Annotated in this window: 14 protein-coding genes; 8 read left to right on the top strand and 6 right to left on the bottom strand. The window is 55.4% G+C overall.

The features are described 5' to 3' along the window. Nucleotides 1–227: 227 nt before the first annotated feature. The 6 genes from ACZ5C3_RS04735 to ACZ5C3_RS04710 all read left to right on the top strand — a co-directional run bounded on the left by ACZ5C3_RS04735 (nt 228) and on the right by ACZ5C3_RS04710 (nt 6,574). Nucleotides 228–1,529, top strand: coding sequence for a glycosyltransferase family 61 protein (locus ACZ5C3_RS04735; RefSeq protein WP_464035662.1), 1,302 nt, complete (start codon nt 228–230; stop codon nt 1,527–1,529). Between the two features lie 72 nt (nt 1,530–1,601). Beyond that, on the top strand, nt 1,602–2,777 hold the full coding sequence (locus ACZ5C3_RS04730; protein ID WP_464035661.1) for an ATP-grasp domain-containing protein: 1,176 nt from the start codon (nt 1,602–1,604) through the stop codon (nt 2,775–2,777). After that, nucleotides 2,774–3,937: a Gfo/Idh/MocA family protein gene (locus ACZ5C3_RS04725; RefSeq protein WP_464035659.1), complete on the top strand. Its 1,164-nt coding sequence runs from the start codon at nt 2,774–2,776 to the stop codon at nt 3,935–3,937. Before ACZ5C3_RS04730 ends, ACZ5C3_RS04725 begins: the two co-directional genes overlap by 4 nt. Then, nucleotides 3,934–5,019: an FkbM family methyltransferase gene (locus ACZ5C3_RS04720; RefSeq protein ID WP_464035657.1), complete on the top strand. Its 1,086-nt coding sequence runs from the start codon at nt 3,934–3,936 to the stop codon at nt 5,017–5,019. The genes ACZ5C3_RS04725 and ACZ5C3_RS04720 overlap by 4 nt, the downstream gene beginning before the upstream one ends. 41 nt (nt 5,020–5,060) lie before the next feature. Continuing rightward, nucleotides 5,061–5,474 carry a sugar 3,4-ketoisomerase gene (locus ACZ5C3_RS04715; protein ID WP_464035655.1) on the top strand — a complete coding sequence of 138 codons (414 nt, stop codon included), beginning with the start codon at nt 5,061–5,063 and terminating at the stop codon, nt 5,472–5,474. Beyond that, a complete protein-coding gene (locus ACZ5C3_RS04710; protein WP_464035653.1) occupies nt 5,471–6,574 on the top strand; it encodes a DegT/DnrJ/EryC1/StrS family aminotransferase in 1,104 nt (367 codons plus the stop codon). Before ACZ5C3_RS04715 ends, ACZ5C3_RS04710 begins: the two co-directional genes overlap by 4 nt. Nucleotides 6,575–6,750: 176 nt before the next feature. Here ACZ5C3_RS04710 and ACZ5C3_RS04705 read toward each other — a convergent pair whose 3' ends face one another. Beyond that, nucleotides 6,751–8,076 (bottom strand): glycosyltransferase family 61 protein, encoded by a 1,326-nt coding sequence (locus ACZ5C3_RS04705; RefSeq protein ID WP_464035651.1) that lies wholly within the window; start codon nt 8,074–8,076, stop codon nt 6,751–6,753. Between the two features lie 391 nt (nt 8,077–8,467). Between ACZ5C3_RS04705 and ACZ5C3_RS04700 the strand changes: the two genes are divergently transcribed. Both ACZ5C3_RS04700 and ACZ5C3_RS04695 read left to right on the top strand, forming a co-directional pair. Continuing rightward, complete coding sequence (locus tag ACZ5C3_RS04700; protein WP_464035650.1) at nt 8,468–9,301, top strand: ABC transporter permease; 834 nt, start codon at nt 8,468–8,470, stop codon at nt 9,299–9,301. After that, nucleotides 9,237–10,019, top strand: a complete 783-nt coding sequence (locus ACZ5C3_RS04695; protein WP_464035648.1) for an ABC transporter ATP-binding protein — start codon at nt 9,237–9,239, stop codon at nt 10,017–10,019. Before ACZ5C3_RS04700 ends, ACZ5C3_RS04695 begins: the two co-directional genes overlap by 65 nt. Before the next feature lie 34 nt (nt 10,020–10,053). Here ACZ5C3_RS04695 and rfbC read toward each other — a convergent pair whose 3' ends face one another. From rfbC to ACZ5C3_RS04670, 5 genes are read right to left on the bottom strand one after another with little or no spacing between them, the layout of a single operon-like run. Then, nucleotides 10,054–10,575 carry a dTDP-4-dehydrorhamnose 3,5-epimerase gene (gene rfbC, locus ACZ5C3_RS04690; protein WP_464044562.1) on the bottom strand — a complete coding sequence of 174 codons (522 nt, stop codon included), beginning with the start codon at nt 10,573–10,575 and terminating at the stop codon, nt 10,054–10,056. Continuing rightward, nucleotides 10,572–11,456, bottom strand: a complete 885-nt coding sequence (rfbA, locus tag ACZ5C3_RS04685) for a glucose-1-phosphate thymidylyltransferase RfbA (RefSeq protein WP_464035646.1) — start codon at nt 11,454–11,456, stop codon at nt 10,572–10,574. Before rfbA ends, rfbC begins: the two co-directional genes overlap by 4 nt. Beyond that, nucleotides 11,453–12,343, bottom strand: a complete 891-nt coding sequence (gene rfbD / locus ACZ5C3_RS04680; protein WP_464044561.1) for a dTDP-4-dehydrorhamnose reductase — start codon at nt 12,341–12,343, stop codon at nt 11,453–11,455. The genes rfbA and rfbD overlap by 4 nt, the downstream gene beginning before the upstream one ends. Beyond that, complete coding sequence (gene rfbB, locus ACZ5C3_RS04675) at nt 12,340–13,434, bottom strand: dTDP-glucose 4,6-dehydratase (protein ID WP_464044560.1); 1,095 nt, start codon at nt 13,432–13,434, stop codon at nt 12,340–12,342. The genes rfbD and rfbB overlap by 4 nt, the downstream gene beginning before the upstream one ends. Further along, nucleotides 13,434–14,369 (bottom strand): glycosyltransferase family 2 protein, encoded by a 936-nt coding sequence (locus ACZ5C3_RS04670; RefSeq protein WP_464044778.1) that lies wholly within the window; start codon nt 14,367–14,369, stop codon nt 13,434–13,436. The genes rfbB and ACZ5C3_RS04670 overlap by 1 nt, the downstream gene beginning before the upstream one ends. Nucleotides 14,370–14,398: the final 29 nt, after the last annotated feature.

The raw sequence follows: 14,398 nt of genomic DNA, 5'->3' as shown, positions 1-14,398 counted from the left end.
ACCAAAGCTCATCCGCTCGATGTTTCAGGCTTTCAATCCGCTCAGCCTTCTCGGCTGCTGGGATGGCGGCAATAGCCGCGGCCCGCTTATCTTCAGCCCATGCGCCGCTGATGCGAATACCACGCGTCCTCCGCATAGCGATTCGCTTAGAATAAATGCACAGCTATTTCCAAGCTAAACCAGCGATGTTATACCGCCACTCCGTGCACACTTATAGTTGATCTGTGGTGGGAAAAATCATCTCGAGCAGCCTGCGAATTTATCGCCGGCATCTAGCGCAATTTTATATCTTTCGGTTGCTCCGTGAGATTGCGCTAGCCTTCTATCGATCGATCTATCGTCTCAACTGTCGGCTTTGGCACGGCGATACGGTTACTGACTATATCTTCATTTCGTTTTCACAATTTCAGCGCCGAACGAATCCTAAGACATTGTTGGTTGCGCCAGCGGCGCATTTCATATTGCCGCCACCGCAGATCATTGCCACTTCGTCTGCGACACAGCTAACGGTTGCGCCTATCGAAATCGACACACCCGAAGCTCGGATCATAGAGATCGTCGATGCAACAGTGATCGGCGGCACGAGTTTCGTTCTGGCGCTGAGCTGCGCCATCCATCCCGATATGCTGACGCCGAAGACGGACGAGTCGCCGGCTGAGATTCGCGGTTTCATCAAGATCGATTCATCCCGCACCGGCATGACTTCCTATTTCGGTCCGGTCGCTCGAACCTTGCCGCGGGCTATCAATTTATTGGGCCAAAGCGCCGCCAACTATGCGCACTGGATGACGGAGATCGTACCAAAACTCGCCATTCTCGACGCTTCGCCTGACTATGATGATTGGCCGATCCTGGTGGACGGTTGGATCCACCGCAATATGCACGACTCTGTCGCGCTACTGTCACAAAAGCCTCGACAGATAATTCTTGTCGATCGGTGGCAACCGATCGCAGTGAAAATTCTCGCCGAGGTCTCCGCGACGGGATATGAGCCATATATCCCGCATAAGCTAAGCAACAAACAACACCCGAAATACAAGAATTGTTTCTCTCGATATGCGCTCGATGCGGTACGAGCCGTGGCGCACAACGCGACTCTGCCATCGGCGGACGCCGCGCCAGAGAAGATTTATCTACGACGGGGGACCGGCAGTACTAACGTCCGCGGCTTGAGCAACGGAGCCGAAGTCGAGCAGATCATGGTCGACAACGGCTTTGTGCCGGTCGATTCTGGACGACTTAGTTTCGCCGATCAAGTTCGTTTGTGTAGAAACGCACGGGTAATCGCGGCGCCGGTGGGGGCCAGCTTAGCTAATATGATCTTTGCCCCAGCGGGAGCAACGGTCATTGCCCTCGCGCCCTTCTATGAAAATGGCAACTACTATTACTACGCGGTCCTTTCGGGAGTACTTGGACACAAGCTGTTGTACGTGTTAGGCACACCCTCAAATCGGCGGGCTCACCCTCTTCACAATGACTACCATATTGACCCCGTAGCCTTGGAAGGCACGATAAAAGCCAGCGCCTGAACCAGCGCTTTGCTCTTCCGGGCCAGCCAACAAAGCGGTTTACAGATGAAACCTTTGGAAAACGAACGCTAAATGAGCAAGATTGCGGTTCTCGTCGGAAGCAGCTTCAGTGCGGCACCCTTATTCTTTGCGTTGAAGCGGCGCGGACTTGAGGTATGGGTGTGCGGGAACGCCGAAAACGACCCCTGTCACCAATATGCGGATCGCTCGTTCTACTTTGATTACTCCGTTACGGAGAAACTTGCCAGCTTCTTGAAAAGTGTGTCCGTCGACTATCTCGTCCCGAGCTGTAACGACTACTCCTATATGTCTTGCGCAGCACTCGCAAAGCAGCATGGCTTTCCTGGTTTCGACCGTTTTGACGTCGCACAAATCCTGCACACCAAGGTCAGCTTCCGCAAATTCACCGAAGCGGAAGGGATTCCGGCACCGCGTGCACGACAGCTGCGATCCGTTGACCAGGTGGCCGCTTTCGATCTTCCCCAACCACTGCTATTTAAACCAGACGATAGCTTCAGTGGCCGCGGCATGACTAAGGCGTCACCTGAAGCCGATCTTTCCTCGGTAATCGAACAGGCACTCAAGGCCTCGCGATCCGGTCAAGTGCTCGTTGAGGAGTTCGTAGAGGGGAGCCTCCACAGTCACACCGCGTTTATCGAGGACGGTGATATCGTCTTTGACACTTTCGTCGATGAGTTCTGCACGGTCTATCCATTCCAAGTCGATTGCTCGAACCATCCGACGCGCTTGTCGACGGTCATTCAGCAAGCAATGCGCACCTCTATCCGTCAGCTCATCGGAGCGTTGCAACTTTGTGACGGCCTGTTGCATACTCAATTTATCAGCAATGGCAGCGAGGTCTGGCTGATTGAATGCATGCGCCGCTGTCCAGGTGATCTCTATGGCGGCCTTGTTGAGCGCTCGACTGGCGTTTCGTACCACGACCTGGTCGTCGCCAAATATCTGGGCGAGCGCTATATCCTACCGAATAGGAATGATGTTCCGAAGCCGTGTAGCCGGCACACTGTCTCGGTCAAAGAGCGTATTGTTGCGCACGCCTTCAGCCACCATGCGCCGGCGAAGAGCGTCGATGTCGTGCAACTCAAGATCAGTGGCGAGGTGCTCGAACCCGCTCCTTACGACAAACTGGCCATTCTCTTCGCTGAACATCGTAGCGAGGAAGAAATGCTGCAGGTCGCACCGCGTTGGGCGGACCATGTGACCATCCAATCCTTGGAGCTTGCATGATGAACGTTCGAGAACCCAGCGGGCATCGTAAGCTGAAGGTCGCATTTCTCGGCGGTGGTATCGATTCGGCGGTCGGCCAAGTGCATCGAATCGCGATAGATATGGATTTGCGGTACGAGTTGGTAGCAGGTTGTTTTGGCCGCGATAGCGACTCGAACCTGCGAACCGCCGCAACGTATGGCGTGACGAAAGAGCGTGTTTACGCGAATCTCGGTGACCTGTTGTCGGCTGAGCGTAAGCAGATCGACGCGATTTTGATACTGACGCCGACAGACCAGCATCGCGGCCAGGTGCTCGACTGCATTAAGAGCGGCGTCCCAGTGATTTGTGAGAAGGCATTGGCCCGCTCGAGCTCAGACGCACGCGAGATAAAATCGGCTCTTGACCAGACGCGCGGCTTTCTAGCCGTGACCTATAATTACACGGGCTACCCGATGCTGCGGGAGTTGCAGCACCTAATTGCGCAGGACCATTTCGGGCCGATCAGCCAGATCCATATTGAGATGCCACAGGAAGGCTTCGCCCGCCTGGATGCCGAGGGCAACCGTCCGTCGCCTCAGGACTGGCGGCTGCGCGACGGGACCAGCATCCCGACCGTTTCATTAGACCTCGGAACACATGTGCACAGCCTCATTAAGTTCCTAACCAGTGCGAGCCCGCGCGAGCTCGTTGCAATCCAAGATAGCTTCGGCCATTTCGATCAGGTAGCAGACAATGTACTCTGCATTGCACGCTACACAAATAACCTAACCTCGAATGTCTGGTACGGGAAAAGCGCGCTAGGCTATCGCAATGGTCTGCGCCTGCGGCTATTCGGAAAGAACGGCTCGGCAGAGTGGCATCAGGAAAGTCCAGAGTATCTGCACCTTGCTAACGTTATTGGCCAGAAGTCGACCCTCGATCGCGGCAGCTCAGAGGCGGTGATTGCCAATCAAACTCGGTATACGCGTTTCAAGGTCGGACACCCGGCTGGCTTCATCGAAGCGTTCGCCAACTACTACAGCGACGTGGCGGATGCGCTTGAGGCGTATCAACGCGACCAAAATGCCAAGTTTCCACCCTATGTATTCGGCATCGATGAGGCGCTTCAAGGGCTGAATATGCTGGAAGCCATCACAACTTCCTCCAATAAGAAAAGCTGGGTAACCGTTTCCACATGATGTTGATCGTTAACGACGCTGGCAGGCCGGAATGGGCTGATATCGCGCAGAAATTCTGCCGCGAGTTCGTTCGCCATAATGGGCGCAAGAAATATATTTTCGGTTGCAACGCCTATGGCCCGGATCTTGTCAAGCAGATCAAGGTCGATGGCTTTATTGACGACTTCTCGAAGAACGATGCATTCCTCGGGTTGCCAATCATTAAGACGGCGTCGGCGCCGAAGGATGCGATGGTGCTGGTGGCTTCCGGTGGTCGTCCATTCACCGCGATGAGCCATCTCGATACGTTCGGCCTAGAGCACCTCGACTATTTCGCGTTTTATAAATGGTCAGAACTGCAGCTTCGTGAGATTGTGTTCAATGAAGACTTCGCTGCCGATTACGCGGCCAATCACCTCGAATATCAGCGCATTTTCGAGTCACTTCGTGACGACGAGTCAAGACGGATATTCCAGAAGTTGGTAAACTTCCGTGTCAACTACGATCTCGACAGCCTGCGCGGGTTCACCTCGCGAGAGGATGTGCAGTACTTTGAGCCTTTTCTTACGCTTCAGCGCAGTGGTGAGACGTTCGTGGATGTGGGCTGTTTCGACGGCCATACTAGTCTCGAGTTCATCAAGCACTGCCCAGACTATCAAGCGATCCACGTGTTCGAGCCCGAGCAGAAGAACATCGACGTATGCAAGGTCCGCCTATCAGGTCACCGCAGCATCCATTTCCATCCTTGCGGCCTGTCCGACCACAAAGAGCGTCTGCATTTCAGCGCCGGCGGATCGACCTCGCGGATCGATGAGCAGGGCACCATGATCATCGACGTCGACCGGCTTGACGATGTGATCGACGAGGCGCCGACCTTTGTGAAGATGGATATCGAAGGCGCCGAACTGAAGGCTATCGACGGAGCGAAGGCGACGATCGCGTCAGCTCATCCGCGGCTCGCGATGTCGATCTATCACAATGCGGGAGACTTCTGGCGCATCCCACAGGCGATCCTATCAGTACGGAACGATTACGACCTGTATGTCAGGCACTACACGGAAAGCATTTATGAGACCGTGATGTTCTTTATTCCGAAGCATTAGGATAATACTCTGAAGGGGAAGCCCTAACCCATGAGATCTAGATGGCTCTGAGCGATTGTAGAATCATTGAACTGCCCAGGATCCAGGATCACCGGGGCAATCTCAGCATTGTCGAGGCCGGGCGCCAGATCCCTTTCGACATTAAGCGTGTCTATTACCTGTATGACATTCCAGGGGGAGCTTCACGCGCCGGTCACGCCCATCGCGAGCTGCACCAGCTCATGGTCGCGATGTCGGGCGCTTTCGACGTGACGCTCGATGACGGCCGCGAGCGGAAGAAATTTCACCTAAATCGTTCGTATTTTGGTCTGTATATTCCGCCAATGACCTGGCGCGACTTGGACAACTTCTCCTCAGGCGCAGTCTGTATGAACATAGCTTCGGATTTCTATGACGAGGCGGACTACATGCGCTCCTTTGATGAGTTCCTCCAGGAAATCGAAAAGACACGATGACCAAGGTTGCGTTTCTCGACCTCGCCGTTCAACACCGCGCTATGCGCGAGGATCTGGTGGCCGCTGCGACCTCCGTGATCGACTCGGGCTGGTACATTCTCGGCAATGAGGTCCAGGCATTCGAGCGTGAGTTCGCTGAATTTTGCGGGGTGAAACACTGCATTGGGGTGGGCAATGGCCTCGAAGCATTACAGATCACACTGCGGGCAATGCAAGTTGGCCCCGGCGACGAGGTCATAGTTCCCAGTAACACCTTCATTGCCACATGGCTGGCCGTGACGGGAGTCGGCGCGACGATCGTTCCGGTCGAGCCGAATCCGTCTTCACACAACCTCGATCCGGCGGCGCTGGAGCAGTCGATCACGACACGTACCAAGGTGATCATCCCGGTTCACCTCTATGGTCACCCGGCGGACATGGATCCGATCAATGCGATCGCACGAAGATACGGCCTCAAAGTGATTGAGGACGCGGCCCAGGCGCATGGCGCAGTCTATCGGGGCCGCAAGGCGGGCTCGCTCGGGCACGCCGCTGGCTTCAGTTTTTATCCAGGGAAGAATCTCGGTGCCCTTGGGGATGGTGGCGCCGTCACCACTGATGACGATACACTCGCTGACCAAATCCGCCTAATCCGCAACTACGGCTCCATGAAGAAGTATGAGCATCTCGTGCAAGGCTGCAACTCGCGCCTTGATGAGATGCAGGCAGCGCTGCTGCGGGTGAAATTGCGGTCGCTTGAGCAGAGTAATGCGGCGCGGCGTGAGATCGTCGGTCGTTATACCGAGAAGCTGGCCGATCACGGGATAGAGGTCGTGAAACCGCTGCCGGAGACGCTGTCATCCTGGCATCTGCTCGTGGTGAGTGTGGCAGATCGTGAACATCTGCGAGCTCACCTACAGGAACACGGCGTCGAAACAGTGATCCACTATCCAGTGGCGCCGCACCTCCAACCTGCCTATGCCAAGCTCGACTACGCTGGTCGAACTTTCCCGATCGCAGAGCGGCTGCAGAATCGTGTGCTTAGCCTCCCGCTATTCCCGGGGATGACAAACCAGCAGGTCGATCAGGTGCTAAGTGCCATCGCGGCTTGGAGATCGTAACCAACGCGGTTGTATCAGACTGTGAGCTGCCGGAGCAGGTTCGGCAGCTCATTGCAGGCTTCGATCGCGCCCTTACAGCGACCAACGGACCAAGTGTGCAATTTCCGTCCTAAAGGCACGTTTACGCTGGGTGTAGCTCGCTGATACCATAAAGCTTGATCATCCAAAGAGCCGAGTCACGCGAACTGGCGGAATGCCCGTTCCAGCCCATCAAGATCGATCTTGAAGTTTTTATGGAAGGGATGACCTTCCCCGATTTGAGGGCCAACAACATAGTAAAGTTCGTGGCCCAACATGCCAAATAGGTTAGAGAAGAAATAGTAATTAGCGTTCTCGTAGTAGGGTGACATCACGATAACCTTGCAATGCTGTTTCGCGAAGATCACGTTTGCCAACGCGGCGCCAGTCTGCCCGACAACCAGCTCGGCATCGCTGAAGATCGAAAGCTGTTCCTGGAACGAGAGACTACCCGGTTCGATTGTCTCAAAGCCGTAGCGTCGCGCGAGTTCTTCAGCCAGGTTGTCATTGACTGCTGCGCGCGTATTGCCGTTATTAGCGCGGCGCAGGTACAGCTTGCGGCATGCCTTTTTGGCCGGGATAGCTGCTTTCAGCGCAGTATCGCGCAGGGCGCGAAGTGCGGTGCGTGAGAACGGAAATTCATTTGGACCAGTCTTTGGAATCCTGCCGCTAGTCACATATTCTCGGTATTCTGCCGGAATGTACGCCACCGGGGCAGCATAGAGGACGCGTTCGGCTGATATCATTTCCCATCGTTCGACCTTTATCAGCGGCCGCTTGTTCTGGTTCACGACTTGCAATGCTTCATGAAGATTGGGGTGAACCCAGCCATCGACCAGGAGCGGTAAATCCTTGCCCGTTTCGCTGCTGTCGAGCATCATCACCTTCGGCAAAATTTCGATCAGCCAATGGGCATAGTTGCCGGCGCATTGCCCGAGAATTGTAGCAGCCGAACCTATCCGTCGCGCACCGTGGGGAACCATCGCCCGCATCAGGCCTTGCTCCGGTTCGATGCCAGCCTCGCCGAACGTCTCGGCTGGACAGACCTCGCGCTCAGGGCGATAGAAACTTGAATGAAGTGCATGGTCGTTGACTAACACGAAATCGGTACCGCCGATCAGGCTCGCCCTGGGAATCTCGGTGAGCGCCAGCTGAGGAGAGATAACGCGGACGGTCTTAAGGTCGGCATACTCGTCCGGCGTAAAGCCAATAAAACGGGGTGACGGGATCTCAATCAGCATTTCGGGCTCAATGGTCTGCAGGGACAAACCTTGATCGCCCGCATAAGTGTCAATCGACATGAGCTTGAAGGTTGCGCCGCGATAGCGCAGCAGCATGCGGATCCATTCACGGCGGCAACGGTCATGCCCCAACAGCGCCCAATTTCGCACCGTGCGAAACGCCGAATATCGGGACAAGTATTTGCGGTAAAACGAGCGGAGCTCGCCCATGAGCTTACGGCTGCGCCAATAGGTTGACAGCAAGATGACCTTCAAAATCTAAAGACAGGTAGTAGTACGAATAGCTGTGAGCGGTCTCCGCGTAGCTTAGCGAAAGAACCCAGTCTCAAGCTCAATTACGAGCCAATGTACACACCGGATTGATATCTTGACGCCATATTCGCGATCGGTCTCTGGATGCTTGACAAACGAGGTCCCTCCCAAACAGACGAAACCGGTTGGAAGATATCTGAAGGCTCCAATCTCTTCAACGCTCCATGCTGGTGAGAGGCAGCAGCGCAGGCGCAACGAGGGCTTTTGCGAGCACCGACTACCCTTCGATGTCAATAAGGTGACTACGTAGACGGCGAGTGATAAGAGGGCCGCAAATGGTGCCGCTAAGTGCGGACACGAGGATCCGACGGGTCAGGGGTAAATGCACGAGACTGCTAATAGAAAGCCGCTCTACGTCATAACTGCGGCAGCAATTCCAGCACAGGCGGTCCACGATCTGGCCGAAGGAGGTCGCCGCTATGAAATGTGGTGGCGCTTTGCGCTGCACGACATTAAGCAGCGTTTCCGTCGCTCCTTGATAGGTCCCTTTTGGCTGACGCTCAGCATGGGCATCATGGTGGGCGCACTCGGATTAGTGTTCTCAACGATCTTCCAACAGGAGATCGCCGGAATCCTTCCTTATATAGCTGTCGGCCTTATCCTCTGGGGCTTCATCAATTCATGCCTAAACGAAGGTGCGATGGTCTTCATCGCTGCCGCGGACCAAGTGCGCAATGTTCCGATTCCTCTCAGTGTCCATGTCTATCGTATGATCGCGAGAAACGTCATCATTCTTGCCTTCAATATGACTATCTATCTTCTAATGCTGCTGATCTTCCCGCATCCCCTGAGCATGAACTACCTGCTGGTAATCCCAGGATTTATTCTCTTATTGATCAATATCATTTGGTCCTCGATCGCTCTTGCGGCGCTATCGGCCCGTTATCGCGATATCCCCCAGGTGGTAGCGAACCTTCTACAAGTGATCTTCTTCGTGACTCCAGTGTTCTGGTCGGCACAAACGCTGCCAAACCGACCGGTATTCATCCTGTGGAATCCAATCTACCATCTGATAGAGATCGTGCGAACGCCGTTGCTCGGCGGACAACCGCACATACTTTCTTGGGTGGTAGCATTAGGGTGCGCCGTGTTTGGAAGCGCGGCAACATTACTGCTTTATCGGCGCGCTTATCCACGCATTGCTTATTGGATATAAAATTGCCATGGCTCACATATCGATCTCGAATCTCACAGTTGAATTCGCCATCTTCGGGGCAAGTTCTCGCTCTTTAAAGAACAGCATCATCGCCCAGGCGACAGGCGGCAAAGTGATGGCAGGAGCCCGCGACGTCGTCGTTGTACGTGCTCTCGATGGCCTTAATCTCGAGATCAAAGACGGCGATCGTGTCGGGCTGATGGGGCATAACGGTTCAGGTAAATCTACTCTGCTGCGCGTCCTATCCGGCATCTACAAGCCGACTGCGGGTCGCATCGAGATTGAGGGGCGGGTGGGAACGTTGCTCGATCCGGCCGCGGGCATGGACATGGAATCCACTGGGTATGAGAACGTTTATTTGCGCGGCCACCTGCTCGGAATGTCGACACAAGAAATAAGGTCCAAGCTCGACGACATTGCGAACTTCTCCGAACTGGGCGACTTCTTATCCTTGCCGATGAAGACTTATTCAGCCGGCATGGCCGCTCGGCTCACCTTTGCTATCTCTACCGCTCCGGAGACAGATGTTCTTCTAGTAGACGAGGGCATCGGTGCTGGTGACGCCGAGTTCCAGAAGAAGGCTGAGCAGCGGATCGAGCGGCTATTCGAGAAGACCTCGATCGTGTTAATCGCCAGCCATTCAGAAGAATTGCTGGCGCGCTTCTGCAATCGACGGATCACAATGGAGCACGGCCAACTCGTTCAGCAGCATCGCTAGATGAACGAACTGAAACCGGAGGTGCTCTCCATTGTCATCCCCGGGCCGCTGCGTCCTTGCCCGAGAGAATTGGCGAGCCCGTCGGCCAATCAATTTCGATATCAGGATCATCCCAAGGAATAACGCGCTCGCTCTCGCTATCATAGTACGTCGTAGTTTTGTAAAGAACTTGAGTACCATCCTCCAAGGCGAGAAAACCGTGGGCGAAACCGGGGGGAATCCAGATCTGCTCTCGGGTATCTGCGCCTATGCGTTGGCCAACCCAGCGATGATAGGTCGGAGATTGTTCGCGGATATCAACTGCAACGTCAAAGATGGCCCCACGGACTACACGGACAAGTTTGCCCTGCACATGTGGTGGAACCTGGAAGTGCAACCCACGGAGGACGTCCTTCCGACTGACGGAATGGTTGTCTTGGACGAACGTCGCGCTCACGCCGGTCAGACGTTCAAACTCACGTTGGCTGAAACTCTCGAAAAAACAGCCCCGCGCGTCCTCAAAGACCGATGGCTCAAGCAGAACTACATCTGGAATGGCTAAGCGGGTAGCTTTCATTTTAACCGTTGTTCACTGGGCAGTTTTTCGAGATAGCGACCGTAACCACTCTTTCCCAGCGGGGCAGCCAGAGCAAGCAACTCATCGTCTGTAATCCAAGATTTGCGCCAGGCGATTTCCTCCGGACAGGCGACCTTGAAACCCTGGCGCTTTTCCAGAGTGGCGATGAATTGGCTTGCTTCCAGCAAGGAATCGTGGGTGCCTGTGTCTAGCCAAGCGTATCCGCGGCCCATGACCTCCAGCCTCAACTGTCCTTCGTCAAGATAATGACGGTTAAGATCTGTGATCTCGAGTTCTCCGCGCGGCGAGGGTTTGAGGGATTTCGCTCGAGCTACGGCGGTATCATCATAATAGTAGAGACCGGTGACGGCATAGGACGAACGAGGCCGCTCAGGCTTTTCTTCGATACTGACAACCTTGCCATCCGAGCCAAACTCGGCAACGCCATAGCGTTCGGGATCTTGCACATGATAGGTGAAAATCGTCGCCCCGTGACTACGCTGATCAGCCCGCATCAGCAATTGATCGAAACTGTGGCCGAAGAAAATGTTATCGCCCAGGACCATGGCGCTAGGGCTGCCGGCCAAGAAATGCTCCGCAATTAAAAATGCCTGCGCCAGCCCGTCGGGGCTTGGCTGCACAGCGTAGGATAGGCTGATCCCCCATTGATGACCGTCGCCTAGTAAGCGCTGGAAGCGCGGCGTGTCTTCCGGCGTTGAAATGATCAGGATGTCGCGCAGACCACCCAACATGAGCGTGGTAAGTGGATAATAGATCATCGGCTTGTCGTAGACCGGCAGCAGCTGCTTGGATATCGATAGAGTCGCCGGATGGAGGCGGGTGCCGGAGCCGCCCGCAAGCACAATACCTTTGCGTGTCATGTTGCGTTCTCGATGAATACTCGGACGGTGCGCTCAACGCCAAGTCGCCAGTCAGGTAGCGCTGCGTTAAACACCCGGCTCGATTTGGCGGTATCTAGCCGCGAATTGTGTGGTCGGCGAGCCCGCGCGTTATACTCGGCCGATGTCACCGGGTCGACCGTATCCGACGTGCAGGCGAGCTTCTCTCCATATGTACTAGCGATTCGCAACAAATAACGCGCGCAATCGTACCAGTTGATCGCACCGGTGCAGGTGAGATGATACACTCCTGATGGAACGTCCCCAAAAAGGACACGCTGCAGCACCTCGGCAGTCACGTCGGCAACTATATCCGCGCCAGTCGGCGCGCCAAACTGATCGGCAACCACCCGCAGCCGGGCCTGCGTTCGTGCGAGTCGCGGGATCTTGGTTACGAAATTCGCACCGTGCGGTTCGTGAAGCCAGCTGGTGCGGAAGATTAGATGTCGACAGCCGGATGAGGAGATCGCAACTTCGCCGTCGCGCTTCGTTTGGCCGTACACTCCGAGCGGATTAGTCGCATCGGCTTCCGTGTAGGGTAAGGTAGATTCGCCGTCGAATACGTAGTCTGTGGAATAGTGGATCAGCCAGATGCCACGGGCACGCGCGAATTCAGCCAACACGCGGACGCTCTCGACATTGATTGCGCGCGCGAGCTCGATCTCCGTCTCGGCCTGATCTACCCGAGTGTAAGCAGCCGCGTTAACGATCGCGTCCGGCTCACAGGTCTCGAGGAAAGCACGCAATGCTTCCGGCTGAGAAAAGTCCGCATTACTTCGGCCGGCCAGCACGACATTACCGAGCGGCGGTAGCGTTTGCTGCAACTCCGTTCCGAGCTGCCCGTTCTTGCCGAAGACCAATAAGTTCATGCGTATTGTTTCTCGATCCAATCCCGGTAGGCACCACTCGTTACATCGGCGATCCAGTCGGAGTTGTTGAGATACCAATCAACAGTCTTAGCAATGCCGCTTTCGAAGGTCTCCGTTGGCGTCCAATTCAAGTCGCGCTTGATCTTATCGGCATTGATCGCGTAGCGCCGGTCATGACCGGGTCGATCCTTCACAAAGGTGATCTGCTCTGCATAGGAACGTCGATCGACGCGCGGCTTTAGACTATCGAGCTTTGCGCAGATGGTCTTGACCACCTCCAAGTTGGTCTTTTCGTTGTTGCCGCCGATGTTGTAGGTCTCGCCCGGCGAGCCGACATCGAGCACGCGGCGGATCGCGCCACAATGGTCGCCAACATAGAGCCAGTCGCGCACCTGCTGGCCGTCGCCGTAGATCGGTAGCGGCTCTCCCTTAAGAGCACGGTCAATCACAAGCGGTATCAGCTTTTCCGGAAACTGGTACGGGCCATAATTATTAGAACAGTTGGTGATCAGCGTCGGCAGTCCGTAGGTATGGTGCCACGCGCGCACCAGATGGTCCGACGCAGCCTTCGAGGCCGAATATGGACTGTTAGGCATGTAACGATTAGCCTCGGTGAACGGCGCACAGGTTGGTGTCAGCGAACCATAAACCTCGTCGGTCGACACATGCAGGAAGCGGAAACTGTCCTGCTTGTGCGCGGGCAAATTGAGCCAGTATGCCCGGGCACATTCGAGCAGCCGGAAGGTCCCAGAGATATTGGTCGTGATGAAAGCCTCAGGGCTGTGAATAGAGCGATCGACATGGGATTCTGCCGCAAAGTTCACGATCGCCCGTGGCTTCACCCGCTCAAGCAGCGACGCGACGAGATCGGCATCATTGATATTGCCATGGACGAAATTGTGCTTGGAGTGCCCCTGCAGCCCTGTCAGGTTATTTATGTTGCCAGCATAGGTCAGCTTGTCGAGTGTCACCACGGGCGAGGCGTCAACGGCACACCAATCCAGCACAAAATTGGAGCCGATAAAGCCAGCACCTCCCGTTACTAAAATGGCACTTGCTTTACTTTCATCCGCCAATCCAGCAGCCATCATTAAAACCTTCTGAAAATTGCTGCGGCGATAAGACCGAAGTTGCCGAGCAGCGTCTGTCGATAAACTCCAGATCGTTTCAGGTTGTATATCCGAGATGGCAGCGACGCAGTTCTGGCTTTTGTAAAAAATTCCAAAGTTTTGCGGCTGCCCGGCGTCATCTGCGATGCGAATGGCTTCAGCATGCGGATGTTGATCTCGGTCCAGCGGGTGAATTGACCGGCGAGCAGCAACTGGACGCGCCGCAGGCGCGCGAGCAGGCTTCGGTTCTCGCCAACGATATTTGTTGTGTGCTGGCGATAGGCTAGACTCGGGGTGGTATCGTACCTGATTTGGCCGCCCACGGCCGTCACGAGTTGGTAGGCCGCCCAGTCGTGGGAGGCGATATCGCAGTCAATCGCTTCCAACAACCGCTTGGTGGCCCGATTGAATACCATCGTGTTGGCGCCGCCGATGTTTTGCACTAGCGCATTTTGGAAGGTCGGCGGCCTGGAGAACAACGCCGAACGGCCCAGCGGGGCGCCGTTGGCCCCGATAAGCTCGGTGCGGGAGAAATACAGTGCTGGCTTCTCGGCTGGATTGCCGCTTATCCAAGTCACGGCGCGCTCTAGCTTATCAGCGTGCCAGATGTCGTCCTGGTCGCTGAATGCGAAGCAATCGCCCCGGATCGCCGGATTGCGAGCTAGACTAAGGTAGTTGGCGGCGAAGCCGCGGCGCGGGCCCGCGATTACCTCGACTGACTGCCTGACAGTGGCCCTAAAACGCTGAATCATCGCTAGTGTTTCGTCCGATGAGCCGTCATCAGAGACGTAGAGCCGCCAGTTTGGGTGGGTCTGCTGCGTAAATGACAGCAGCTGCTGCTGCAGATATAAGCCCCCATTTCTAGTGCCAAGTAGGATTGCGACACAATTTGTGGGGGGGGGCAAGGAACCGGCCATCTCAATCGCGGATAAATTCTGGGGGCAAT

The sequence above is a fragment of the Afipia dichlorophenoxyacetatis genome, from assembly GCF_055386385.1.
Note: the sequence above shows the minus strand (reverse complement) of the source record. Positions and strands in the feature narration are given on the sequence as shown.

Bases quoted from the DNA above. Each gene is read 5' to 3' on its own strand.
- ACZ5C3_RS04715 (WP_464035655.1), top strand. From the start codon at position 5,061: ATGGCTCTGAGCGATTGTAGAATCATTGAACTGCCCAGGATCCAGGAT.
- ACZ5C3_RS04730 (WP_464035661.1), top strand. From the start codon at position 1,602: ATGAGCAAGATTGCGGTTCTCGTCGGAAGCAGCTTCAGTGCGGCACCC.
- rfbC (WP_464044562.1), bottom strand. From the start codon at position 10,575: ATGAAAGCTACCCGCTTAGCCATTCCAGATGTAGTTCTGCTTGAGCCA.
- ACZ5C3_RS04670 (WP_464044778.1), bottom strand. From the start codon at position 14,369: ATGGCCGGTTCCTTGCCCCCCCCCACAAATTGTGTCGCAATCCTACTT.
- ACZ5C3_RS04725 (WP_464035659.1), top strand. From the start codon at position 2,774: ATGATGAACGTTCGAGAACCCAGCGGGCATCGTAAGCTGAAGGTCGCA.
- rfbD (WP_464044561.1), bottom strand. From the start codon at position 12,343: ATGAACTTATTGGTCTTCGGCAAGAACGGGCAGCTCGGAACGGAGTTG.
- rfbB (WP_464044560.1), bottom strand. From the start codon at position 13,434: ATGATGGCTGCTGGATTGGCGGATGAAAGTAAAGCAAGTGCCATTTTA.
- rfbA (WP_464035646.1), bottom strand. From the start codon at position 11,456: ATGACACGCAAAGGTATTGTGCTTGCGGGCGGCTCCGGCACCCGCCTC.
- ACZ5C3_RS04700 (WP_464035650.1), top strand. From the start codon at position 8,468: ATGCACGAGACTGCTAATAGAAAGCCGCTCTACGTCATAACTGCGGCA.
- ACZ5C3_RS04710 (WP_464035653.1), top strand. From the start codon at position 5,471: ATGACCAAGGTTGCGTTTCTCGACCTCGCCGTTCAACACCGCGCTATG.
- ACZ5C3_RS04720 (WP_464035657.1), top strand. From the start codon at position 3,934: ATGATGTTGATCGTTAACGACGCTGGCAGGCCGGAATGGGCTGATATC.